This window comes from Streptomyces sp. T12 (genome assembly GCF_028736035.1).
In the GTDB taxonomy this organism is placed as follows: domain Bacteria; phylum Actinomycetota; class Actinomycetes; order Streptomycetales; family Streptomycetaceae; genus Streptomyces.
The window spans coordinates 208,998-233,246 of sequence record NZ_CP117866.1; the positions used below are offsets into that span (position 1 = coordinate 208,998).

The window sequence follows — 24,249 nt, forward strand, 5'->3', positions numbered from 1 at the left end:
CGCACATGACTGAGGTCGTCGAACGCCCCCTCAAGGACCCCTCCCTGCGCCGCTCGCTCACACTGTTCCGAGCCTTCATGCGGGAGCAGACCGACCCCGAGGGCTGCTACTCGCTGCTGGCGCGCGACGCGGTCGCCCAGGTGGCGCGCCACACCGACCTGCGGGGCCGGATCGTCCTCGATGTCGGCGGCGGCCCCGGCCACTTCACCGAGGAGTTCCGCCGCCGGGGCGCCCACGGCTACCTCTTCGAGCCCGACCTCGGCGAGTTGGCCTCGCGCGGCCGCCCGCCGGAGGGTGCGGTGGTCGCCGACGGATATCTGCTGCCGGTGCCCGACGGCGTCGCGGACGTGTGCTTCTCCTCGAACGTCCTGGAGCACGTGGCGGACCCGGAGACCTTCCTCAGCGAGATGGTCCGGGTGACCCGGCCGGGCGGGCTGATCTACATGTCGTTCACCAACTGGCTCTCACCATGGGGCGGCCACGAGACGGCGCCCTGGCACTACCTCGGAGCGCGCCGGGCACGCGAGCGCTACCGGCGACGGACCGGGCGCGAGGCCAAGCACACCGTCGGTGAGAACCTCTTCCCCCTCCACATCGGCCCCACCCTGCGGCACGTGCGCGCACGCGAGGACGTGCGTGTCGTCTCGGCCCGATCCCGCTACTGGCCCTTCCTCCCGGGTGTCATCGCCCGGGTCCCCGGACTGAGAGAGATCGCCGCCTGGAATCTCCTGCTGATCCTGCGCCGCACCGGTTCTCCGGAGACGCCCCTCGGCAACAAGGCACGTTCTAGCGAGGCACGTTCATGAGCAGCACCGTCCAGGCTCCCGCACATGCCGCCCCCGCACCCGCGCCGACGGCCCCGCCCGGGCAACGGCGCGGACGACGCCTGCTGTTCGGGTTCTGGGCGGCCGTACTGGCGGCCTTCCTCTCGGTGTCCCCGGGCAGGATGACCTTCGAGACGAAGCTCGGTGTGGCCGCCGATCCGCTGAGGTTCCTCGGCGACCTGGGTCAGCTGTGGCACGACCGGGCGGGCTTCGGCGGCATCTTCGACCAGTACGTCGGTTACGCCTTCCCCACGCTGCCGTACTACGCCCTGACCGACCTGCTGCACCTGCCGGTGTGGCTGGCCGAGCGGCTGTGGCTGTCGATCGTGGTGACCACGGCGTTCTGGGGTGCCCTGCGGCTGGCCGAGCGGCTGGGCGTCGGTTCGTCCGGGACCCGGCTGCTGGGCGCGGTGGCGTACGCGCTGTGGCCCACCTTCACCGTCGTCGTCGGCTCCACGTCCGCCGCCGCGCTGCCCGGGGCCCTGCTGCCCTGGGTGCTGCTGCCCCTGACCTCCGCGACGCTGAGCCCGCGCCTCGCCGCCGCCCGTTCCGCGCTGCTCATCCCCTGCATGGGCGCAGTCAACGCCGCGTCGACTCTGGCCTCGCTCCTGCCGGTTGGCCTGTATCTGCTCAGCCGTCCGAAGGGCCCCCGGCGCCGCGCCCTGCTCGCCTGGTGGCTGCCCGGTGTGGTGCTGGCGACCGCCTGGTGGACGGTGCCGCTGCTGCTTCTGCGCTTCTACGGCGAGGACTTCATGCCGTACGTCGAGCAGGCGGACACCACCACCGCCACCATGTCGGCCACCGAACTGCTGCGCGGCGCCGGTAACTGGGTGGCGTATCTCCACTTCGGTGAGGCCTGGCTGCCGGCGGGTTGGACCGTCGCCGCGTCCGTCATCGCCGTGCTCGGCTCGGCGTTCGCCGCCGCCCTGGGCCTGGCGGGACTGGCCCGCCGGGACATCCCTGAGCGGCGCTGGCTGCTGCTGACCGTGCTGGCCGTCGCACTGCTCGCGCTTGCCGGGTACGGCGGCGCCCTCGGCGCGCCTTTCCACGACACGGTGCAGGGGTGGCTCGACGGTCCGCTCAGGCCGTTCCGCAACGTCTACAAGTTCCAGCCGGGGCTCGCCCTCGCGCTGGCCCTGGGCCTCGCGCACCTGACGGCGGTGGTCGCCGAGCGCCGGGGCACGCGGGCGGCGCGCTCTCGCCGGTACGTCCCGGTGATCGCCGCACTGCTCGTCCTGCCGGGTCTGGCGTGGCCGTACGTGAACGGCAGCATCCTCCAGCCGGGCGCGTTCACCAAGCTGCCCTCCCACTGGGAGCAGGCCGCCGACTGGCTGGACGAGCACGCCGGGGACAGCCGGGCCCTCGTCGTACCGGCCACCGCGCACGGCACCTACACCTGGGGCTCCCCGATCGACCAGCCCTTCGACGTGCTGGCGAAGAGCCGGTGGGCGCAGCGGGACTTCGTGCCGTTCGGCACCGCCGGTTCGCGTCGGGCGCTGGATGCGGTCGAGCAGGCGCTGATGTCCGGCGGCGAGGTGCCGGGCCTGCAGGCGTACCTGGCGCGGGCGGGGCTGCACGAGGTGGTCGTGCGCAACGACCTCGACCCCGACCAGATCGGTTACGTACCGCCTCAGACGGTTCGGCGGACCCTGGAGGCCTCCGGTTACCGCAAGGCCGCCGGCTTCGGCCCGCTCGTGACCGCCGGACGCATCCCCGCCGACACCCCCGTCCAGGTGCAGGGCCTCTACCCGCGCCTGCAGGCGGTCGAGATCTACGAGCCCGAAGGCGCCGCCGACCGGCCGGGGCTCGTCGGGATCGACGCGGCCGCCGACACTGCCGTCGTGAGCGGCGGCCCCGAGGCACTGCTCCAGCTCTCCGCCGACCCGGCGCTGCGCGACCGGCCCGCCGTGCTGGCGGGGGACGCCCACCCCGGGGTCGACGCGCCGGCGGTGGAGGCCGAGACCGACGGAATGCGCCGCGCCGACACCCGCTTCGGCCTGGTCAACTCCCACACCTCGTACACCTACACCGCCACCGAGCGGAACCCCTCCGGCAGCCTCCAGAACCCGGGCGGCGAGCCGAAGCAGATCCTGCCCGTGCAGGGCACCGGCCATCAGACGACGGCCGTGCTGCGCGGTGCGGCGTCGGTGGCCGCGTCCAGCAGCGGGAACTGGCTGTTCCAGCTGCCGCAGTACGACCCGGTCAACGCCTTCGACGGCGATCCGCGGACCGCGTGGGCCGAGGGCAGCCCGGGAGAGCCGGCCGGCCAGTGGCTGCGCGTGGACTTCACCGCGCCGACCGACATACCGGCGTCGCTCCGGCTGACCCCGCTGCCCGGGGACGCCACGCGGCCCGCTCCCACGCGGGTGCGGATCGAGACGGACCGGGGTTCGGTCGACAGCAAGCTGCGGCCGGACGGTGAGCGGCAGTCGGTCCGTGCGCCCGAGGGCCGGGCGAAGTGGCTGAAGATCGAGATCCTGGACGCCGAGTCGGCGCGCCCCGGGCTGTCCGGCGCCGGATTCTCCGAGGTGGCCGTGCCAGGGGTGAGGGTGACGCGACTGCTGGCGCTGCCGACCGACGCCGAGGGCACCCATGCCGACGCGCAGGTCTACTCGCTGCACCGCGGCACCGACCCGGGCGGGCTCGCCCCGGCCTCGACGGAAGCGGGGCTGCACCGGCAGTTCCACACCCGGGAGGGCACGGGCGCGTACGACGTGTCGGCCCAGGCCGTGGCCGTGCCCGGCGACGCACTGGACCGCCTGCTGGACCGCATCGCCCCGCAGCAGCGCCAGAGGATCACCGCGACCGCCGACTCCACCGGCCGCAGCGGCGTCGCGCTCGGCGCACGGAACCTGGTCGACGGCGATCTGACGACGGCCTGGATCGCCGGCGACCGACCCGTGATCCATCTGAGCTGGCCGGGCAGGAAGAAGATCGACGAGATCGTCCTCGGCGCGGCGGGCGGCCTGTCCTCCCGTCCCGAGCAGGTGCGGATCAGCTCGCCGCACGGCACGGCGACGGCCGACGTGGACTCCGAAGGGCTCGCGCGGTTCGACGCGATCACCACGGACCGCCTCGACATCACGGTCACCGAGACCGCGCCGCTGACCCTCTACAACCCCGTGGCCGACGAACGGCTCCACCTGCCCGTGGGCCTGAGCGAGGTGTACCTGCCCGCGCTCGCCGGCCTGCGTGTTCCGCCGCCCGAGCTGGACGCCCGCTTCTCGCTGCCGTGCGGACAGGGCCCGCAGCTCGACGTCGACGGCACGCTCCACCCGACGAAGGCGTCCGGCCTGGTCCGCGATCTGACGGAGCGCCGGCCGGTGAAGGTGGAGCTGTGCGCGAGCGACGAGGCGAAGGCCGGCGGCCTGGAGCTGGCCTTCGGCAGGCACCGCGTGGAGGCCGGCGACACCGGGCCGCTCGCGATCACGGACGTCACGCTGTCCCGGGGCGAGCCGCGTGCCGTCGCCGCTGCGGCGGACCGCGAGGTCACCGTACGGAAGTGGACCGGCGACAGCCGGACGGTCTCCGTGTCCGCCGGGTCGGGAGAGGCGTCGTACCTGCGGACGTACGAGAACGTCAACGACGGCTGGAAGGCCACGCTGAACGGCGAGGAGCTCACGCCGGTCCGGCTCGACGGCTGGCAGCAGGCCTGGCTGGTCCCGGCCGGGAAGTCCGGCACCGTGCACATGGAGTACGAGCCCGCGGGGCTGTACCGGACCGCGCTGGTCGGCGGGGCGGTCGGTGTCGCCGCGCTCGTGGCACTCGCCTTCGTGGGACGGCGACGTACCGCTCGAACCTCGCCCGGACACAAGGAAGTTCCCGCCGCGCCCGGTCTGTTCCTCGGAACGGTGGCGCCGACCGCGGTCGTGGCACTGGTGGCGGGACCGCTCGCCCTGGTGGTCCCCGCGCTCGCGCTGGTCGCCCGGCTGCGACCCGGCGCCCTGGTCCCGGTCGCCGCGGCGGCCATGGCCGGGGCGGGCATCGCCGCGGCCACGGGGGCGGGCGCGCCGCTCTCCGCCGATCGCGGCGCCTTCGGCGCGGTGGCCCAGGTGCTGGCGCTCGTGGCCCTGTCCGCGGCGGTCGTGACGATCGGCTCCGGCAGGACGGGGACCGGCGGGAGAGGCGGTGAGCGATGACCGCGCTCGAGACCGACCCCTTCACCGGGCGCGGCAGCGCGCCGGTTCCGGCACGGCTGGCGTTCCCGATCGTCGACGAGGTGTCCCGGCACTGCCTCAGCGACGACGAGCCGGAGACCGTCCACATCGAGGTCCATCTGCCCGGCCGACCGGACGCGCGGCGGTTGTGGGAGGCGTTCGGCCGGGCGCTGCTCGTCCACTCCCGGATCCTCGTACGTCAGGCGCCGCACCGCTGGTACCGGCGGTGCTACGAGTGGGAGCTGACCGGCACGCCGGACGTGGACCCGGTGAGTTTCGCCGGGCCGGGCCCAGGCGCCCTGGCCCGTGCCCGCGCGCGGGCGCTCGCGCTGTGCCCGCCGCTGTACCGGTCGCCGCCCGTGCGCCTGGAGGTGGTCGCCCTCGACGCCGTACGGTCCGTCCTGTTGCTCACCCTGCACCACACCGCCCTCGACGCGCCGTCCGGGTTGCGGGTGCTCGCCACGACGGCCGCGCTCTACGGCGGGGAGGGCACGGTCACCGCACCGGTCGCGCCCGTGCGCCGGGCGCCCGCCGGGCGGCACAGGGACGGCCGTGTGCGAAGGGCCCGGCCCGCACGGCTGGCCCCCGACACCGCCGCCCGCCCGACGCGCGCGCGTGCTGCGGCGAACGGCATGCTCCAGATGGACCTGCCACTGCCGCAACCGGATCCGGCCGCCGACTGGACCGTCAACGACCAACTCCTGGTCGCCGCCTCCCTGATGGTCGGCCGCTGGAACCAGTCGCACGGCAGGCCCGACCGCCCGGTGCGGATCACCATGCCCGTGGACGACCGCTCGCGCGACCTGGCGATGCCCCTCGGGAACGGGACACGGCTCGCCGAGGTGCCGATGACGCCCGCGGACCGGACCGACACACCGCTGCTTTTGGCCCGGCATCCCGATCCGGCGGCCGTGACCCGGTTGCTGCGCACCACCGCCCGGCGCACCCGGACGCTGAAGTCACCACAGCGCACACCACTGGGACCGGGGGCGGCTCTGCTGACGGCGCCCCTGCTTCCGGTCGGGGTGCGCGGCGCGCTGACTCGCGGCGCGCGCCGGGCCGTCGCCCCATGGACGTCGACCCTGCTGCTCAGCAACCTCGGGCGGGTGCCGTATCCGCTGGACTTCGGCGACGCGGGGCGGGCCCGTGCCGTGTGGTTCTCCGCGCCCGCCCGTATGCCCCGCGGTCTGAGCCTGGCGGCGGCCTCCACCGGCGGACGGCTGCACATGACGCTGCGCTGGTCGCGCGACCTCCTCGACGACGCGGCCGGCGCCGCCCTGGCCCGTCTCTTCGAGGAGTGCCTGTTGATGACATACGGCCCTCGGAGCGCGCCATGACCACATCACCGCCGTCCCCGGCCACCAAGGCTCCCGCCCCGGGGCTTCGGGACTTCTACGAGGACCCGGCCGTCCCGGTCGCCTCCGGCGAGGACCGCAGTCGGCGGCAGGCCAGGATGCTGGCCCGCGCGCTCGGTCCCGCAGTGCCGGAGCGACCGCCCGCCACCGTGCTCGACGTGGGGTGCGGGGACGGCTCGGCGGCGGCCGTCGCCGCGCGTGTCCTGGACGGGCACCGGATCGTGGGCGTCGACTGGTCGCAGGACGCGCTGCGCCGGGCGGCGCGGCGGCTGCCGCGGGTGGTGCGCGGCCAACTGTCCGACGGCGGGCTTCCGTTCGTGTCCGGCAGTGCGGACGCGGTGCTGTTCAGCGAGGTCGTGGAGCACCTCGTCGACCCCGACGGCGCCCTCGACGAGCTGCGCCGGGTGCTGCGGCCGGGCGGTCATCTGATGCTCTCCACCCCGAACCTGGCCGCCTGGTACAACCGGGCGCTGCTGGTCGGCGGGGTCCAGCCCGTCTTCTCGGAGGTGAGTCTGCGCCGTGTCCACGGCAGGCCGGGCAGCCAAGTGGTGGGCCATCTGCGGCTGTTCACGGCGCGGGCGCTGCGGGAGTTCGTGACGGCGTCCGGCTTCGAGGTGGTACGGCTGGAGGGGGCGCCCTTCCACGGGGTTCCGCGTGCGCTGCGCCCGCTCGACCGGCTGGCCTGCCGGCTGCCGTCCCTGTCCTCGATCCTCCTCGTGCATGCCAGGCGGAGGTAGCGCCGTGGTCTGGGGAGTGGTCGCGGCCCTGCTGGCGAACGTCCTCTACAGCACCGGGTTCGTGCTGGAGAAGCGGGCGCTGGCCGGTCTGCCGCCGCTGCGCGCCGCACGGCCGGGCCGGGCGCTGCGCCTGCTCGCCGGCAGCCCGCTGTGGGTCGGCGGCGCGCTGGCCCTGGCCCTGGGCTTCGCCGCTCAGCTGGCCGTCTACCGGGTCCTGCCGATCGCGGCGGCGCAAGGGCTGTTCGTCTCCGGGCTGGTGCTGCTGCTCCTGCTCTCCTCGGTGGTGCTGGGCGAGCGGCTGACGGCCGCGGAGCGGCGGGGTGTCGCCGTCATCGCGCTGGCGCTGCTGATGATGGTGGCGTCGCTGCGCGACAGCCCCGAGCCGATCGCGCGCACCGCTCCGGCCGGCACCCTGCTCGCCCTGTGCGTACCGGCGCTCGCGCTCGGCCTGTGGCTGTACGGCACGGCCGAGCGGCGGGCCCGCCGGCGCCATCGGCCGCCGACCACGGGTGTGGTGTACGCCGTGGCGATCGGGCTGCTGTACGGGGTGAGCTCGCTCGCGATCAAGGGCGTGTCCGGCCGGCTGACCACCGCGGGTCTCGGCGACGCCGTACCGGCTCTGCTCGCCTCCCCCTACCCCTACCTCCTGCTCCTCACCGGGGCCTTCGGCCTCGTGCTCTCGCAGACCGCCCTGCAACGCTGCCGGGCCTCGCTGATCGTGCCCGTGTGCACCACCGTCACCTGCGTGTTCAGCGTGGCGGGCGGCACGGTCGCGTTCGGCGAACCGCTCCCGCAGGACCCGCTGCGGCTGACCCTGCGCCTGGGCGGCACCGCGCTCGCCCTGGCCGTCGTGCTCACCCTGCCGCGTCACGACGCGCACCGCCCCACCCCCGAAGGGAACCGCTCATGAAGCCCGACGACCCGCTGCTGAGGATCCTGGTCTGTCCCCTCGACAAAGGACCGCTGATCCTGGACGGACCGGGTTCCGCGCTCTACAACCCCCGCCTGCGTCGCCGTTATCCCGTGATCGACGGCATCCCCCAACTGCTGCCCGACTCGGGGGAGCCGGTGTCGGACGAACAACTGGCAGCACTCAGTACCCTGCCGACAGCGCACTGAGTGCCACGGGCCTCGCTCTGGTGCTACGTTCCCGTCCATGAGCACCAGCAGCGGGACCCCCGGCCGCGACGAGAAGACGGAGGCCGGGGCGGCGAAGCCACCGATGCGGGAGGCGCTGGTCGCGGCGGCTTTCCAGCTGTTCCCGGAGCGGGGCTACGAGCAGACGACCGTCGACGACATCGTGGCGCTGGCCGGTGTCGGACGGCGGTCCTTCTTCCGCTACTTCCCCTCGAAGGAGGACGTGGTCTTCCCCGACCACGAGCGGTGCCTCGCCGACATGACCGCCTTCCTCGCCGCGAGCGGCGCGGAGCACGAGCCGGTGCGCCGGGTGTGCGACGCGGCCCGGCTGGTGCTGCGCATGTACGCGGAGAACCCGACGTTCTCGGTGCAGCGCTACCGGCTCACCAAGAAGGTGCCGGGGCTGCGTGCCTACGAGCTGTCGGTGGTGTGGCGCTACGAGCGTGCCCTGGCCGAGTATCTGCGCGAGCGCTTCGCCGCCCGGCGCGACGGAACCCTGCAGGCCGATGTGATCGCCGCCGCCGTGGTCGCGGCGCACAACAACGCGCTGCGCTCCTGGCTGCGCTCGGACGGCCAGGGCGACGCGAGCGCCGCGGTGGACCACGCCCTGGGGTATGTGCAGTCGGCCTTCGGCGCCGCCCCTCCCCCGGGCCCCGCCGGTGCGGAGGAGCCCGAGGACGTGGTGGTCGTCGTGTCCCGGCGCGGTGCCCCGCTGTGGCGGGTCGTCCAGGAGATCGAGGCCACGCTCGGGCGGGACTGATCGGGTCCCCGAACAGATTCAGGGTACGGAGTGCCTTTACGTATGGCACTGAGTGCCATACGCTGCCGCTGTGCACGGTGGCACGGTGAACCGGGCACGTGCGTGCACGGGTGACCCGCGCACGTGGGATTCCGGCCGAGCGCAGGGAGTTGACCAGCGTGTACCACCACTCAGGAAGCGTTGTTGCTCGTCAGACCGCAGGTTCCGCGGCCGGCGTACTCGACCCCGCGGCCCCTGCCACGGAGGCCGTCCTCTTCCAGCGCTGCACCTGGTGCGGCACGGCGATGTACCACCGGCTGCTGTGTCCGGTCTGCCAGGGCAGTGACCTGCGGACGGAGCGCAGCGAGGGCGTGGGGACGGTACGCCACTCGACGGTGGTCCACCGCAACACGCCCGCCGCGCGCAATGTGTCGCTCGTCGAGATGGCCGAGGGGTTCGTCGTACGCGGACGGGTGATGGGCCCGCCCATCGGCATCCACAGCGGGGACCGGGTCCGGCTGTCCACGGCGAAGGACCCGGTCCGGGGCGAGCCGGTGTTCCAGCTGATCGACGAGCCCTACCGCGCCTGGACCTGAGCCCCCTGATCGACTGAGGGCTTCCGGATCCCGGGGATCAACTCCGGTACGGCCACGGGCCGTCCCGTCTCGAAGCACTGATTGGCGGCGAGCCCGACGGCCAGGGCCAGCGCGCCGTCGCGTTCGGTGGCCGTGGGATGCGCCACCGCGGGTGCCTCCGTCCCCGAGTCGGCCGTCTGCGCGGGATCGACGGGGCCGAAGAGGGCGTCCAGCATGCGCGGATCGCCCCCGCCGTGCGCCTCGTGGGCGGTCACGAGCCCAACGTCCACCGGAGGCCGCCACAGCGGACGCAGCGTGAGCCGGGCGCCGCCCGCGTGCTCGGCGGCCGTGTCCCCGTGCACCGCACCGCTGCCGGAGCCGATCCGGGCCCGGGGCGGCTGCCAGCGGCTCTCCTCCACCTCGAGTTCCAGCCGTCCCGCACTGCCGTTGAACATGACCCGGTAGCCCTCCCACGGCGAGTACGCGGTGAGGTGATACGTCATCGTCGCGCCCCCGGCATACCGCACGAGGACGGCCATGTCGTCCTCGATGGAGACGGGCCCGCCGAACACGTTGCGGTCACGCACGTACCCGTCGTCCCGCTCGGCGTCGAGATAGAGGGCCCGCAGCGTGTCGTTGGCCGCAAGGTCCAGGGCGAAGGGGTCGTCGGCGGCCTGGTCGGCGCCGTGGGCGCGGTCGTAGTCCCGGCGCAGCCCGTGGCGTTCGCCCGCGGCGGGGCCGTAGAAGCCGAGCCGCCCGTAGCCGAAGACGTCCCTCGGCTCGTCCGCGAGCCACCAGTTGACCAGGTCGAAGTGGTGGCCTGACTTGTGCACCATCAGGCCGCCGCTGTTGCGCTTGTCCCGGTGCCAGCGGCGGAAGTAGTCGGCGCCGTGGCGTACGTCGAGCAGCCACTCGAAGTGGACGGAGAGGATCTCGCCGATCGCGCCGTCGGCGAGCAGGTCGCGGACCTTCTCGTGCACGGGGTTGAAGCGGTAGTTGAAGGCGACGGTGAGGGAGTTGCCGGTGTCCCGGACCGTGTCGAGGATGCGGGCGCAGCGCTGCGCGTCCACCGTCATCGGTTTCTCGGTCACGACGCGGCAGCCCGCTTTCAGCGCAGGGACGATGTAGCGATCGTGTTCCGCGTCGACGGTGGTGACGACGACCTCGTCGATGTCCTCTGTGGCGAGCATGTCGGTGAAGCGGTCCGGCGCCCACTGGGTGGCGGCGGGTGCGCCGGCCTCGGCCAACAGCCGGTTGTGGAAGGCCATCCGGGTGGGGCTGGGGTCGCAGAGGGCGGCGACGAGGTGGCCGGGGCGTTCGGCGAGGGCCCGGGTGAAGGTCTGGGCGCGGTGGCCGGTGCCGACAACGGCGGCGCGGCGGTGCGGAGTTCGGCTCATTGTGGTGGCCTTTCCCCTCGGCCGCCCGGCCAGTCCTCAGCCACCGACCCGGTGTTCGGCCGACCACCGGTTCCATCATCGTTCCCGTCCTTCACAGGCAACGCACAAGCACCTCTTTCCGTCCTCCCGGAGTGAGGGCCCCGGGGACGTCCTGGGGCGAGTGGAAGGAGGGGCACGTGATCCGTGCCCGGCGAATATGGGTCACCGCCTTGGCGGTCCTCGCGGTGGTGGGGGCGTCGCCCGGGTGGGCTCAGGCCCAACAGGCGTCCGAAGTACGGCCGTTAGCGGACTCGTCGGACAGCGGCGACGGTCTGCCGCCGGACTGGAGCATCACCGGTGAGGGATCCGCGCGCAAGCTGGTGTGGCGGTCCGACGAGCGGGTGCCGATGGGGAACGCCCGGGTCGAGTTCTACGCCGGTGACCAACTGCTCGGCCGTCCGGCGCCGGCGAAGGACGGGCGCACGTTCCGGCTCGGCCTCGACGGTGTCCCGCCGGTCTCCGTCGAGGACCTTCAAGTACGGGCCGCAGGGCGCCGGTTGGACGCGCCCGAGGCCGGCACCGGTGGCGGTGGCCGCTCGGCGGTGACCGCCCCCCGGCAGCTGCCGGCGAACCAGGTCGACCCCGGCAAGCCGGGCGTGTACCGGACCGTCACCGGCGAGTACGACCTCGACCCGGTACGGCTGCCCGGTTTCGCCGAGCCGGTCGAGATGCGGGCCGTGGTCGTGGCGCCCAAGGGTGCCGACGGCCGCCGGCCGCTCGCCCTGTTCCTCCACGGACGCCACGTCACCTGCTACACGCGGCAGGGCGAGATCAGCGGCGACTGGCCCTGCGCGGCCGGCTCCAAGCCGGTGCCGAGCCACCGCGGCTATCTGCGCGACCAGCGCCTGCTCGCCTCCCAGGGCTATGTGACGGTGTCGATCTCCGCCAACGGCATCAACGGCCAGGACTGGCGCGCCGAGGACGGCGGCGCGCAGGCCCGCTCGTCACTCGTACGCCGGCATCTCGCCCGCTGGGCCGGCTGGTCCGCCCACCCGGGCACCGCACCGGCGGCCGTACGGCAGGCACCCGGCGCCGATCTGTCGCGGGTGCTGCTGGTGGGGCACTCGCGCGGCGGCGAGGGCGTCAACCGGGCCGCGATGGACAGCCTTTACCCGCCGCCCGCGGACCAGGACGGTTATCACGGCCCGGTGCGCTGGCGGATCCGCGGCACCGTGCTCATCGGCCCGACGATCTTCGGCCAGAACCCGGTCGCGGATGTGCCGTCGATGACGATCCTGCCGGGCTGTGACGGCGATGTCTCCGATCTGCAGGGCGAGGTGTACGTCGACGGCACCCGCCGGGTCAGCCGCGGTGCCGCGCTGCACAGTGCCGTGTACATGGTGGGCGCCAACCACAACTACTTCAACAGCGAGTGGACGCCGGGGCAGGCCGAGGCACCCGCCGACGACGACTTCTGGACCGACGAGGAGGAGCGCGACCCGGTCTGCTCCCCCGGCACCAGGACCCGGCTGACCGCCGACCAGCAGCACAAGGCCGGCGCCACCTACATCGCGGCGGCGGCACGGCTGTTCGTCGCCGGGGACGACCGGGTCCGTCCGCTGCTCGACGGCTCGGGCCGCCGTGCGCCGTCGGCCGATCCCGCGCGCGTTCTCACGCATGCGGTGGGCGCGCGGCGCGGCGCCGGGTTCCTTCCGGACGGCAAGGTCGGCGTGAGTGGAGGCCGACTGTGCTCGGCGGTGGATCCTTCCGCGGCCAAGGCCTGTCTGTCGTCGGAGACGGCCGGCGCCTCACCGCACTTCGCGCGGTGGGACACCGACCGCGAGCCCGGCCGCCGCGCGGTCGCGCTGCGCTGGTCCGCGGCGGGCTCCGCCGCACGGATCCGACCGGACCGGCCGCTGTCCCTGGCGGGTGACAAGGCGCTGGCGCTGCGCGTCATCGTGCCGCCGAACAGCACCGGAACGCAGCTGGACGTCTCCGTCACCGACACCGCCGGACGGCAGCGAACCCTCGGCCGGGTCAAGGTCGACGGGCTGCCGGGGACGGAGCGGACCGCCTCGTACTGGGCGCGTGAGGTGCGCGTGCCGATCGGGTCGGACGATGCGGCCGCGCTCGACCTGCGCCACGTGAAGTCTCTGGAACTGACGCCGCGCACGGGGTCCGGACGGGCCTGGCTGATGGACGCCTGGGGCTGGCGGGCGGGCACACCGCTGGTGCGCGAGGCTCCGCTGCCCCGGGTCGACATCGGCCGGCTGACCGTCAAGGAAGGGGACTCGGGCGTACGGACGTACCGGGTGCCGGTCCGGGTCTCGGGACACGGCAGCGGGCAGGTACGGCTGTTCGTCGCCGACCCGGACACCGGCCGGACCACGGACCGGCTGGTGACGGTCCGGCCGGGCGCGCACGACATCGACGTACCGGTGAAGGTCGAGGGCAATCGCCGCTACGGCTACGACCTGGCGCACGACGTGTTCGTGAAGGCGGTCCGCGGCTCCGTCATCGGCGCGCACCGGGGCGGGGTGACCGTGGAGAACGACGATCCGGTGCCCTCGGTGTCCGTGACGCCGGTCGCCGACCGGGTGACCGAGGGGCAGCCGCTGAAGTGGCGGATCTCCTTGTCCGCGGTGGCCGACGCGGAGGTGAGCGGGCTGCTCACCGTGCTGCCGGTCACCGACGGTCCTGAGCTGTCGACGAAGGACGTCGACCCCCGCTGGCTCCTGGACAACACCGGTGCGTCGCCGGATCCGGAGCGGCCGTTGTCCAAGGTCGACGGTCTCTACCTGTGGGCGTCCGTCCAGCCGGGGCAGACCAGCACCGAGGTACAGGTGCCGACACTCAAGGACCAGGTGGCCGAGCCGGCCGAGTCGGTGCGCTTCCAGCCGGCCGACGACAACGGTGAGCCGCTGCCCGGCACGCCGGCGGTGACGGGCACGGTGCTGGACGCCCCGTGACGCGCCGCCGGCCGGCCGTGACGTAGGTCAGCAGGTCAGGGCGTCAACGTGATGCGTATGCCGACTGTGCCGTGCACACCGCGGCGCAGTCGGCTGCCGAGCAGCGTGAGTCGGCCGGTGATCCCGTACTTGCGGGCGATGAGCCGGCGGTAGCGGGCACTGGTCGCCTCGTCGCAGATCTCGGCGGTCGCGGGGACCTGGTCGCCGGTGGGCCTGCCGCGCAGGTCGCAGGGGCCGACGAGGACGTCGCCGCGGGCCCGGATGCGCTTGACCTTCCAGGAGTCGGCGACCGTCCAGACGCCGAGTGCGTCCGAGTCGCGCACCACCCAGACCGGCGTGGCCACGCCTGTGCCGTTCTTGCGGTAGCTGGTGATGAGCAGGTACTTGCCCGCGCCGAGCTGCTCCAGCAACGTGTCGTCCATGGCGGGAAGTGTAGGCAGGGGGGTGCGGGTGCCGACCGGCGCCCTCGCCCCCCCCTGCTGTCGGGCAAGCCTCGCGACCCTCGCCCGTGCCGTCTCAGTCGAGTGCCGCCGCCATCCGCCGTACGCCTTCCCTGATCAGCTCCGGCGAGGTGGCCAGGTTCAGCCGTACGTGCCCGGCTCCCCCGGTGCCGAACGGGATCCCGGAGTTGAGTGCCACCCGGCCGCGGCGCAGGAAGACGTCGGCCGGGTCGACACCGTCGCCGAGGTCGAGGGCGCGGCAGTCGAGCCAGGCGAGGTAGGTGGCCTCGCCCGGGCGGTAGGTGATCGCCGGGAGGTGCTCGGCCAGGAGGTCGGCGAGCAGGCGCCGGTTGTCGTCGAGTGCGGACAGCAGGGCGTCGAGCCAGCCGGTGCCGTCACGCAGGGCGGCGGTGTGGGCTATGACGCCGAGGTGGCTGGGCCCGTGGCTGACCTCTTCGGGCAGGCGGGCCAGGTCGGCGGCGGCCGCGGGCCCGGCGATGGCCAGGGCCGCCTTGAGGCCGGCCAGGTTCCAGGCCTTCGACGCCGACATCAGCGACAGCCCGCTCTCGGCACCCGGGACGCTCAGGTACGGCACGAACTCGGCACCGCCGGCGGTGATCGGTGCGTGTATCTCGTCGGTGACGACCCGCACGGCGTGGCGGTCGGCGAGGGCGGCCACGGCGGCCAGTTCGTCCGCGGTGTGCAGGGTGCCGGTCGGATTGTGGGGGCTGCACAGCAGGAAGGCGGCGCGCCGCCCGCCGGCGACCGCCCGCCGGAACGTTTCGTCAAGAGCGTCGAGGTCGATGCGCAGATCCACGCCCAGCGGGGCCTCGAGCACCCGCCGGTCCATGTGCCCGACGAACTGGTAGAACGGCGGATAGACGGGTGAGTTCACCACGACCGCATCGCCCGGTCCGGTGACCAGTTTGAGCATCTCGACCACACCGAGCATCACGTCGGGCACGATCGCCGTCCGCTCCACGGCCGGCCCGTCCCAGCCCCACCGCTTGTCCGCGAACCCCGCCAAAGCCTCGGCGTAGCCGGTGCCCGCCGGGTAGCCGGTGTCGCCGAGTGCGAGGGCGTCGGTGAGCGCGCGGACGACGGGTTCGGCGAGCGGTACGTCCATCTCGGCCACCCACATCGGCAGCACGTCGTCGGGATAGGCACGCCACTTCATGCTCGTACGACATCGGAGACGGTCGAAGGCGAGTGCGCGAAAGGGGTTCGGTTCACCGGACGTCTCGTACGGGATCCTGGTCATGGGGCACAAAGATAGAGGCCTGTGCGGTGGCCGGGAACGGTGAGGACGGGGAGCGGTCGGTGGCGGGTGCGGCGCCGACGCAAGAACGATCACCTGTGCGGTGAACGCGGGCCTGCCGGGCCACGTATGGAGAGAGGGTGCTCAACTCCGGGAGGGCCCCGCGGCGTTCACGCCGCGCTGTACTGGTTCGGGAGCCCTGCATGAGGCACGCACGACGACGTCTCGTCCGGCGAGTGACACGGCTGGCGGCCGTCGGCGGACTCCTCCTCGGAGGAACGATGGTCACACGCGCCGTGGCGAGCGAACCTCCCGACGGCTCCACTGGCCCGCACACCTACGCCGCTCCGGCCACCGACACCGGCAGCGGTCTCGTCTCCCGCCTGGGCACTTCCCGTACGGCGGGCAGCTGGATCGGCTCCGACGGGAAGCCGGTCGTCGCGGTCACCGACGAGGAGGCGGCCGCCGAGGTGCGGCAGTCCGGCGCCGAGGCCAAGATGGTCGACCACAGCATGGACGAGCTGAAGTCGGCGACGTCGACGCTGCGTTCGGCGCCCCGCGTGGCCGGTACAGCGTGGGTCATGGACTACCGGTCCAACGAGGTGGTGGTACGGGGCGACAGCACCGTCTCGGCCGCCGACTGGTCCCGGATGACGAAGCTCGCGGACGGCATGGGCGGCTTCGTCCGCATGGAGCGCACCGAGGGCACGTTCACGACACGGCTCAACGGCGCACTGCCGCTGCTGTCGACCGCCGGGCGCTGTTCGGCCGGTTTCAACGTCACCGACGGACAGCGCGACTTCATCCTCACGGCCGGGCACTGCGGGCCGGACGGTTCCGTGTGGTTCGCCGACAACCGGGGCACCCAGCAGATCGGCCGCACCGTCAAGCAGAACTTCCCCGGCGCCGACTTCTCCCTGGTGGAGTACGCGAGCGGGGACGCGGGCGCCGGCGCCGAGGTCGTCTCCATCGGGGACGGCAAGGGTGTGCGGATCACGGGTCTGGCCGATCCGGCCGTGGGGCAGCGGGTGTTCCGCAGCGGCAGCACGAGCGGGCTGCGCGACGGTGAGGTGACCGCGGTCAACGCGACGGTCAACTACCCGGAGGGCACGGTCACGGGGCTCATCGAGACCAACGTGTGCGCCGAACCCGGGGACAGCGGTGGTCCGATGTTCTCCGAGGGGATCGCGCTGGGGGTGACCTCGGGCGGCAGCGGCGACTGCAACGCGGGCGGCACGACCTTCTTCCAGCCGGTGACGAAGGCGCTGGACTCGCTCGGCATGAAGCTGATCGTCGCGGCGCCGAGCGGCGCTGGTCAGCAGAACGGCTCGCCCGCTCCGACGCCGTCCGCGTCGGCCACGCAGAGCGCGATCGCGCCCGGTGCGGCATCGCCCGGCTCGTCGACCCCGATCGCCGGCGCCGATGCGTCGACCCTGCTGTCCCGGCTCGCGGACCCGAAGAACGTCGGCCCCGGGCTGCTGGTCATCGCGGGGAGCATGGTCGCGCTGGTGGCGGCCCGCTTCATCCGCGCGGAGCAGGACCGCAAGGCGTACCGGCGCCACTACTCGGCGACCTGGGGCTGACGGACGGGACCTGACGGGACCTGACGTGGCCGGCCCGCACCTCGGGGCCGGCCGAGCGCCGGCTGAGGTCGGTGTGCGAGCCGAGGTCAGTGGGAGAGGGGCACTCAACGGGTCAGGAGTGCCCGGGAAGGTGTCGCCGAGGCGAGGCGATCTCGTCGGGGACGGCCGCTCGGGCCTTCGCCGATGCGAGTGCTCAGGCCGCCTTCGCCGGCTGCGGGACCGCGGCGGCCCACTCCAGGACGAGGCGCTGGTACTCCTCGCGCTCCTCGACGCTCAGTGTCCCGCCCGCCCGGCGCCACAGCGCCCGGATCTCCTCGTTGACCTCGTCAGCCGATCGATCGGAGGCGAATTCAACAGTGGTGGACATGCTGTGAAGCATAGAGCTCCCAAGGTGAAGGCGCCGTGAGTAAGCTCGCACAATACGGACATTTCAGACCGTGTTGCTGATCACGTCCATCTGTCAACGCGGGTCGAGGAGTTCAGGCGTCCGCCGCCCCGAGCACCAGCACCTGGATCGCGAGAACGGCGGCACCACGCGCCCAGTCGTGAAAGTCGGACACCTTGATCTCCAGGTCGATCGGGGCGGCCAGCGGGTGCCGATGGGCGCGGATGGTCTCCGTCACAGTCTTGCCGGCGACCTCCATCAGACCGACCCCCTCTCCGGCGAGCAGGACCTTCTGCGGCAGCACGAAGTTGCCGATCTGGGCGACCAGGGTGCCCAGGGCGCGGGCCGCCTCCTCGATGACCCGGGAGGCCATCGGCTCGCCCGCCGCGGCGAGCTCGAGGATCTCCTCGTATGTGCGGTCACGGCCGGTGGCGGCCTGCACCTGGTAGCGGATGTTGGGGATGGTCAGCAGGGAGACGGCGCTGCCGCGGGCCCCGTCGGGAGTGAGCGGACCGTTGGGGTTCACGATCCAGTGCCGCCCGAAGCCCCGGTCCTCCTCGGCATACGGCACCCGCTTGCCGCACAAGACCAGCCCGTAGCCGATGCCGGCGCCGATGGTGAGGACGACGAAGCGGTCGAGGCCGCGGCCGGCGCCGAACCAGGTCTCCGCCTCGACGAGGGCGGCCACGTCGTTCTCCACGACGACCGGCAAGCCCGTGCGCTCCTCGACCAGTTCGGCGAGCGGGACGTCGCGCCAGTGCAGGAACGGGGACTCCCCGACCACGGCACGCTCCTCGACGAGACCGCCCACACCGATGCCGATGCCGGCGAGCCGGGGGTGGCTGCCGGCGAGTTCGTCGGCCATCTCCCCCAGCAGGTCCACGACCTCGGCGGGGTCGTGGGTGGCGAGGGGGCGGTCGTAGCGGGCGACGATCTCGCTCCGGAGGGTGGTGACGACGCCGTAGACCATGTCATCGGTGATCTTGAAGCCGATGAAGGAGCGTGACTCGGCGACGACGTCCAGCGGCTGGGACGGCCGGCCCTGACGCACCTCCGCCGGGGCGCCCGCCTCGGGGACCTCGACGAGGAGGCCCGACTCGATCAGCGGTTTGGTCAGCCGGGTGAGGCTGCCCGCGGACAGATCGAGCCGCCGGGCGAGTTCGGTGCGCGACACCGGGCCGCCGAGGAGCACCTCGATCGCCACCGAGCGTTCACCGGGGCTGAGGGGAAGCCAGCTGGCGGCTACTGCGGTCATGGTCGTCAGGCTCCCACATGATTTTTTTCCCTACAAAAGCAACCAGGCCAGTCTAAGCCGTTCGACAGGGCCTGGAGAAGATATCGGCACGCCTCTTGACGGGTGGATTCTTCCGCCACAAAAGTAAGTGGCCGAGGACGAGAGCCGCAGACGAGGGAGTCTCCCGATGACCATCGCCTCCAGCAGCCCTCCGTCGCGTCTGCCTCTGGGCGGCGCCGAGGGGGCAGGGACCAAGTCGAGGACGCGGCGGGCGCGCTCCCGCGAGAGTCAGGGGGACGGGCGGCTCGCCGCGGTGTTCATCGCTCCGGCGATGCTGGGCTTCCTGGTCTTCCTGCTCTGGCCGACGCTGCGGGGCATCTATCTGAGCTTCACCCGGTTCAACCTGCTCACGCCCGCGCAGTGGGTGGGCCTGGACAACTACGTGCGGATGGTCCACGACCCGATCTTCTGGGACTCGTTGAAGGTGACCGTCGAGTACGTCGTCATCAACATCGGCGTACAGACGGTCGCCGCGCTCGCGATCGCGGTGCTGCTGCAGCGGCTGACCCAGTCGGCGATGCTGCGGGGCATCGTGCTCACGCCGTATCTGATGTCGAACGTCGTCGCGGGCCTGGTCTGGCTGTGGATCCTCGACACCCAGCTCGGCATCGGCAACGAGATCATCAGCGCGGTCGGCTTCGACCGTATCCCCTTCCTCAACGACGAGACCTGGGCCATCCCCACGATCGCCCTGATCAACGTCTGGCGGCACGTCGGCTACACCGCGCTGCTCCTGTTCGCCGGCCTCCAGGCCATCCCGAACGACGTCTACGAGGCGGCCAGGGTGGACGGCGCGAGCGAGTGGCGGATGTTCTGGCGGATCACCATGCCGCTGCTGCGGCCGGTGCTGGCCGTGGTGCTGATCATGACCGTGATCGGTTCGTTCCAGGTCTTCGACACCGTGGCGGTGACCACCGCGGGCGGTCCGGCGAACGCGACCAACGTCCTTCAGTACTACATCTACGGCTCCGCCTTCGGCCGCTTCCAGTTCGGCTACGCGTCGGCGATGTCCGTCGCCCTGCTGGTCGTGCTGAGCGCGATCACCGTCCTGCAGTACCGGCTCACCCGGGCCGGCCAGACCGACCTCGGCTGACGGAAGGAGCTCACCGTGGCTGCCGTGACCACTACGACGACCGGGATACGTCCGGTCAGGCGCAGGTTCTCCGTCGGCCGGGCCGCCGCCTGGACCGTGATGGGCCTGATCGTCCTCATCACTGCGCTGCCGTTCTACTGGATCCTGCGCACCGCGCTGTCCAGCAACGCGGGCCTCAACGCAGACCCCGCGAATCCCCTGCCCGTCGGCCTCACCACCAGCGGCTTCGAACGCGCCCTCGGGCTGCAGTCCGCCAAGGAGGCCATCGCCCAGGGCGGCGCCGGCGGCGGACTGGACTTCTGGCGCTACCTGCTCAACTCGGTGATCGTCTCGACGCTGATCACCGGCTGCCAGATCTTCTTCTCGGCGATGGCCGCCTACGCCTTCGCGCGGCTGCGCTGGCGCGGCCGGGACAAGGTGTTCGGTCTGTTCCTGGCCGGGCTGATGGTGCCGACCATCTTCACGCTGCTGCCGAACTTCGTACTCATCAAGCAACTCCACCTCGTGGACTCGCTGTTGGGCATCGCCCTGCCGAGCCTGTTCATGACCCCGTTCGCCGTGTTCTTCCTGCGGCAGTTCTTCATGAACATCCCCGGCGAGATCGAGGAGGCGGCGCTGCTCGACGGCGCCGGAAAGATCAAGATCTTCTTTCGGGTGGTCCTGCCGATGGCGTCCACGCCGATCATCACGCTGTCCGTGCTGACGTACATCACTTCCTGGAACGACTACTTCTGGCCGCTGATGGTCTCCTACAGCGACAGCTCTCGCGTGCTGACCGTGGCACTGGCGATCTTCCGGGCGCAGACCCCGGCGACCGGCGTCGACTGGTCCGGGCTCACGGCGGCGACGCTGATCGCCGCGCTCCCGATGCTGGTGCTCTTCGCCTGCTTCGCCCGCCGCATCGTCAGCTCCATCGGCTTCACCGGGATCAAGTGAGGGACTTGAAGATGCGACTTCGTACGCTGACCGCGCTCGCCGGAGCGCTGGCACTGTCCCTGGCGACCGGCTGCGCGAAGGGCGACTCCACGGGGGCGTCCGCGAACACCGTGACGTACTGGCTCTGGGACGCCAACCAGCTGCCCGCCTATCAGGCCTGCGCGAAGGGGTTCGAGAAGGAGAACCCCGGACTGCACGTCAAGATCACTCAGTTGGGCTGGAGCGACTACTGGACCAAGCTCACCGCCGGGTTCATCGCGGGCACTCAGCCGGACGTGTTCACCGACCACATCCAGAAGTTCGGCCAGTTCGCCGATCTGCAGGTGCTGGAGCCGCTGGACGACCTCGGCATCAAGGACTCGCGCTACCAGCCGGGGCTCGCCGCCAACTGGATCGGCCAGGACGGCCACCGCTACGGCGCCCCCAAGGACTGGGACACCGTCGCGCTGTTCTACAACGACAAGATGGCCAAGAGCGCCGGGCTCACCACCGAGCAGCTCGACAGCCTGTCCTGGAACCCGAAGGACGGCGGCACCTTCGAGAAGGCCATCGCGCACCTCACCGTCGACCGGAACGGCAAGCGGGGCGACGAGCCCGGCTTCGACAAGAACCATGTCAAGGTGTACGGACTGGCCAGCAACGGCGGCGGCTACGGCGACGGCCAGACGCAGTGGAGCATGTTCACCGCCTCCGCCGGGTGGAACTTCACGGACAAGGCCCGCTGGGGCACGAAGTACCAGTACGACAGCAAGACCTTCAAGTACGTGGTCAAGTGGTACTTCGGGCTGGCTAAGAAGGGTTACCTGGCCCCCTTCTCCGACTACAACGTCCAGTCCAACCAGGCCAACACACAGGTCGCGGCAGGCAAGGCCGCCGCCGCCTTCGACGGGGCCTGGATGATCTCCACCTACGCCGGCTTCAAGGGCAGGGACATCAAGACCGCCGTCACCCCGGTCGGCCCGACCGGCAGGCGCGCCACCATGATGAACGGCCTCGCCGACTCCATCACCAAGGCCTCCAAGAACAAGGAGGGCGCCCGCAAGTGGGTGGCCTACCTGGCCTCCGACGCGTGCCAGACCGTCGTCGGCAAGTACGGCGTCGTCTTCCCCGCCGCTCCGGCCGGCACCAAGGCCGCCATCGCCGCCTACGAGAGGAAGGGCATCGACGTCTCGGCCTTCACCGAACCCGTGGCCGACAAGAAGCGCTTCCGCACCTTCTCCTACCCGATCACCAATTACGCGGCAGACGTCACCGCGCTCATGCAGCCGCAGATGGAGGACATCTACGGCAACGGCGCATCGGTGAACGGCCTCGACCAGACCACCAGCCAGATCAACCGGATCCTCTCGCAGTGATCTCTCTACCAGTGAAGGGCACGCCTTACATGACGTTCTCCCTCGGCATCGTCGGCGCCGGCCAGTTCTCCGGCCAGTTCGCCACGCTGTTCCAGGCCCACCCCGGGGTCAGCGACGTGTACGTCACCGATCTGCTGCCCGAGCGGGCCGAGCAGCTCGCCGACGCACAGGAACTGGCCGGCACCTTCCCCTCGTACGAGGCGATGCTGGAGTCGAAGGCCGTCGACGCGGTCGCCATCTTCACCCAGCGCTGGACGCACGGCCCGCTGGTGCTCCAGGGCCTGAACGCCGGCAAGCACGTCTACTCCGCGGTCCCCATGGCGATCACCACGCAGGAGATCGCGGCGATCATCGACGCGGTCAAGGCGACCGGACTGACGTACATGATGGGTGAGACCAGCCAGTACAACCCGGCGACGGTGCACGCCCGCAACCAGATCGCCGAGGGCGCCTTCGGGCGGCTCTTCTACGCCGAGGGCGACTACGTCCACGACATGGACCTGGGGTTCTACGAGGCGTACCAGTACAGCGGCGGCGAGAACTGGAAGGCGACCGCCAGCTATCCCCCGCTGCTGTACCCGACGCACGCGGTCGGCGGTGTGCTGGGGGCCTGGCGGACGCACGCGGTGAGTGTGTCGGCGATCGGGGTCGTGGACGACCGCGGCGACGGTGTCTTCGACAAGTCCGTCAGCCAGTTCGGCAACGACGTGTCCAACGCGACCGCGCTGTTCGAGGTCGCGGGTGGCGGCTCGTTCCGTACCAACGAGTTCCGGCGGGTCGGCTACCCCTCGCACATACGGGAGTCGCGTTTCCGGTTCTTCGGCACCGAGGCGAGCATGGAGCAGCTCGCCACCGTGGCGCTGTGGCAGGACAAGAAGGGCGTGCAGGACATCAGCGAGCTGCTGGAGCCCAAGCCGACCATGGCTCCTGACGACCCGTCACTCCAGCACATCGCGCCGGATCTGCGGGCCGCCTTCACCTCGGGTTCGGCGCCGGTGCACGACCGGTCGCGGCTGCCCCGGGAGTTCGACAACCTGCACAACGGCCACGAGGGCAGCCACCACTTCCTGGTGGACGACTTCGTGACCGCGGTCAACACCCGCACGCTGCCGTCGGTGAACGCGTGGGTGGCGGCCCGCTACACCCTGCCGGGCATCGTCGCGCACGAGTCCGCGCGGCAGGGCGGGGTCAGGCTGGAGATCCCGGACTTCGGGGACGCGCCCGAGGCGTGAGGCCCTCCCGCGGCCGGGCACCTGTGCTGCGTCAGGTGCCCGGCTTGCGGCCGTACACGAAGACGTCGTCGCCGTTCTTCAGCAGGGACCAGTACTTCTTGGCGCTGGTCTTGGTCATGTTGACGCAGCCGTGCGAACCCGGCGGGTTCCACATGCTGACGCCGACCGAGTGGAAGGCCTGGCCGCCGTCGAAGAACTGGCTGTAGGGCATCGGCACGTCGTAGATGTTCGAGACGTGGTCGATGTCCCGCCAGTAGATCTTCTTCAGGCCGGTGCGGGTCTCGTAGCCGTCACGGCCGGTGCGCACGGGCACCGGGCCGTGGACGAGCCTGCTGCCGTCCTGGATCCAGCTCAGCTGGAGCGTGAGGTTCACGCAGGCGATGCGGCCCTTGTTCGTCGGGCACCTGCCGTCCTTGTTGGGGTTGTTCCCGACGGCCTTCTGCTTGTTCATCAGGTCCATCACGCCCCAGGTGACGGGGCCGGCGTACCCGACGTTCGGGGTGATGCCGTGCTTGTTCTGGAAGGCCTGGATGGCCTTGCAGTCGGCGGCGGACTGCTTGCCGTCGACCGGTCGGCCGAGGAACTTCTCCACCTGCTTCTGATACGGCCCGGTCTGCGTCGTACAGCTCGCGGCCTGCGCCGGCGCGGCGCCGAGTGCCAGCGTGAGCGGTGCGACCAGTCCGCCCGTGATGCCGAGTGCGACGGCGCGCCGTCTGCGAATGTCCCCCATGGCCAGGCCTTTCCCCTTGTGATTCGTGCGTTCTCTGCCAGCTAGACAGGTGCGCGGGGTCGGGGGTTGTGGTC

At 71.8% G+C, this 24,249-nt stretch carries 20 protein-coding genes; 14 read left to right on the forward strand and 6 right to left on the reverse strand.

All coding sequences use genetic code 11. The annotated features are described in order from the left end of the window. Positions 1-5 precede the first annotated feature (5 nt). From PBV52_RS00975 to PBV52_RS01010, 8 genes are all read left to right on the forward strand, one after another. The gene (locus tag PBV52_RS00975) at positions 6-806 is read left to right on the forward strand and encodes a class I SAM-dependent methyltransferase (RefSeq protein ID WP_274236326.1); all 801 of its coding nucleotides are present in this window, start codon (positions 6-8) and stop codon (positions 804-806) included. Further along, positions 803-4,963, forward strand: coding sequence for an alpha-(1->3)-arabinofuranosyltransferase family protein (locus PBV52_RS00980; RefSeq protein WP_274236327.1), 4,161 nt, complete (start codon positions 803-805; stop codon positions 4,961-4,963). Before PBV52_RS00975 ends, PBV52_RS00980 begins: the two co-directional genes overlap by 4 nt. Continuing rightward, positions 4,960-6,318, forward strand: coding sequence for a condensation protein (locus PBV52_RS00985; protein ID WP_274236328.1), 1,359 nt, complete (start codon positions 4,960-4,962; stop codon positions 6,316-6,318). The genes PBV52_RS00980 and PBV52_RS00985 overlap by 4 nt, the downstream gene beginning before the upstream one ends. Next, positions 6,315-7,073: a bifunctional 2-polyprenyl-6-hydroxyphenol methylase/3-demethylubiquinol 3-O-methyltransferase UbiG gene (locus tag PBV52_RS00990; RefSeq protein WP_274236329.1), complete on the forward strand. Its 759-nt coding sequence runs from the start codon at positions 6,315-6,317 to the stop codon at positions 7,071-7,073. The genes PBV52_RS00985 and PBV52_RS00990 overlap by 4 nt, the downstream gene beginning before the upstream one ends. After that, complete coding sequence (locus PBV52_RS00995) at positions 7,057-7,983, forward strand: DMT family transporter (protein WP_306801414.1); 927 nt, start codon at positions 7,057-7,059, stop codon at positions 7,981-7,983. Before PBV52_RS00990 ends, PBV52_RS00995 begins: the two co-directional genes overlap by 17 nt. After that, complete coding sequence (locus PBV52_RS01000; protein ID WP_274236330.1) at positions 7,980-8,192, forward strand: Trm112 family protein; 213 nt, start codon at positions 7,980-7,982, stop codon at positions 8,190-8,192. The genes PBV52_RS00995 and PBV52_RS01000 overlap by 4 nt, the downstream gene beginning before the upstream one ends. Before the next feature lie 37 nt (positions 8,193-8,229). Further along, complete coding sequence (locus tag PBV52_RS01005; protein WP_274236331.1) at positions 8,230-8,970, forward strand: TetR family transcriptional regulator; 741 nt, start codon at positions 8,230-8,232, stop codon at positions 8,968-8,970. Positions 8,971-9,128: 158 nt separating this feature from the next. Then, on the forward strand, positions 9,129-9,545 hold the full coding sequence (locus tag PBV52_RS01010; RefSeq protein WP_274249201.1) for a Zn-ribbon domain-containing OB-fold protein: 417 nt from the start codon (positions 9,129-9,131) through the stop codon (positions 9,543-9,545). Here PBV52_RS01010 and PBV52_RS01015 read toward each other — a convergent pair. Beyond that, positions 9,527-10,921, reverse strand: coding sequence for a Gfo/Idh/MocA family protein (locus PBV52_RS01015; protein WP_274236332.1), 1,395 nt, complete (start codon positions 10,919-10,921; stop codon positions 9,527-9,529). The two genes, PBV52_RS01010 and PBV52_RS01015, sit on opposite strands and share 19 nt — an antisense overlap. A 176-nt stretch (positions 10,922-11,097) precedes the next feature. On the opposite strand from PBV52_RS01015, the gene PBV52_RS01020 reads away from it, so the two are divergent. Next, the gene (locus PBV52_RS01020) at positions 11,098-13,869 is read left to right on the forward strand and encodes a hypothetical protein (protein ID WP_274236333.1); all 2,772 of its coding nucleotides are present in this window, start codon (positions 11,098-11,100) and stop codon (positions 13,867-13,869) included. 35 nt (positions 13,870-13,904) lie between these two features. Here the strand turns inward: PBV52_RS01020 and PBV52_RS01025 are convergent, their stop codons facing one another. Both PBV52_RS01025 and PBV52_RS01030 read right to left on the reverse strand, forming a co-directional pair. Next, positions 13,905-14,291 (reverse strand): PPOX class F420-dependent oxidoreductase, encoded by a 387-nt coding sequence (locus tag PBV52_RS01025; RefSeq protein WP_274236334.1) that lies wholly within the window; start codon positions 14,289-14,291, stop codon positions 13,905-13,907. A gap of 94 nt (positions 14,292-14,385) precedes the next feature. Next, positions 14,386-15,570: a MalY/PatB family protein gene (locus PBV52_RS01030; protein ID WP_274236335.1), complete on the reverse strand. Its 1,185-nt coding sequence runs from the start codon at positions 15,568-15,570 to the stop codon at positions 14,386-14,388. 200 nt (positions 15,571-15,770) lie between these two features. Between PBV52_RS01030 and PBV52_RS01035 the strand changes: the two genes are divergently transcribed. Then, positions 15,771-17,150: a S1 family peptidase gene (locus PBV52_RS01035; RefSeq protein ID WP_274236336.1), complete on the forward strand. Its 1,380-nt coding sequence runs from the start codon at positions 15,771-15,773 to the stop codon at positions 17,148-17,150. A 193-nt stretch (positions 17,151-17,343) separates the two neighbouring features. Here the strand turns inward: PBV52_RS01035 and PBV52_RS01040 are convergent, their stop codons facing one another. Together PBV52_RS01040 and PBV52_RS01045 are read right to left on the reverse strand one after the other, a co-directional pair. After that, positions 17,344-17,529, reverse strand: coding sequence for a hypothetical protein (locus PBV52_RS01040; RefSeq protein ID WP_128436520.1), 186 nt, complete (start codon positions 17,527-17,529; stop codon positions 17,344-17,346). Positions 17,530-17,629: 100 nt separating this feature from the next. Then, a complete protein-coding gene (locus PBV52_RS01045; RefSeq protein WP_274236337.1) occupies positions 17,630-18,790 on the reverse strand; it encodes an ROK family transcriptional regulator in 1,161 nt (386 codons plus the stop codon). Positions 18,791-18,956: 166 nt separating this feature from the next. Here PBV52_RS01045 and PBV52_RS01050 point away from each other — a divergent pair, with 166 nt between their 5' ends. The 4 genes from PBV52_RS01050 to PBV52_RS01065 are packed head-to-tail and all read left to right on the forward strand — an operon-like array spanning position 18,957 to position 23,445. Next, positions 18,957-19,922, forward strand: a complete 966-nt coding sequence (locus PBV52_RS01050; protein ID WP_274236338.1) for a carbohydrate ABC transporter permease — start codon at positions 18,957-18,959, stop codon at positions 19,920-19,922. Between the two features lie 15 nt (positions 19,923-19,937). Beyond that, a complete protein-coding gene (locus PBV52_RS01055) occupies positions 19,938-20,858 on the forward strand; it encodes a carbohydrate ABC transporter permease (protein ID WP_274236339.1) in 921 nt (306 codons plus the stop codon). 11 nt (positions 20,859-20,869) lie between these two features. After that, positions 20,870-22,213 carry a sugar ABC transporter substrate-binding protein gene (locus PBV52_RS01060; RefSeq protein WP_274236340.1) on the forward strand — a complete coding sequence of 448 codons (1,344 nt, stop codon included), beginning with the start codon at positions 20,870-20,872 and terminating at the stop codon, positions 22,211-22,213. A 29-nt stretch (positions 22,214-22,242) separates the two neighbouring features. Beyond that, entirely contained in the window at positions 22,243-23,445 is a 1,203-nt protein-coding gene (locus tag PBV52_RS01065) for a Gfo/Idh/MocA family protein (RefSeq protein WP_274236341.1), read from the forward strand. A 31-nt stretch (positions 23,446-23,476) separates the two neighbouring features. Here PBV52_RS01065 and PBV52_RS01070 read toward each other — a convergent pair whose 3' ends face one another. Beyond that, entirely contained in the window at positions 23,477-24,175 is a 699-nt protein-coding gene (locus PBV52_RS01070; protein ID WP_274236342.1) for a L,D-transpeptidase, read from the reverse strand. Positions 24,176-24,249: the final 74 nt, after the last annotated feature.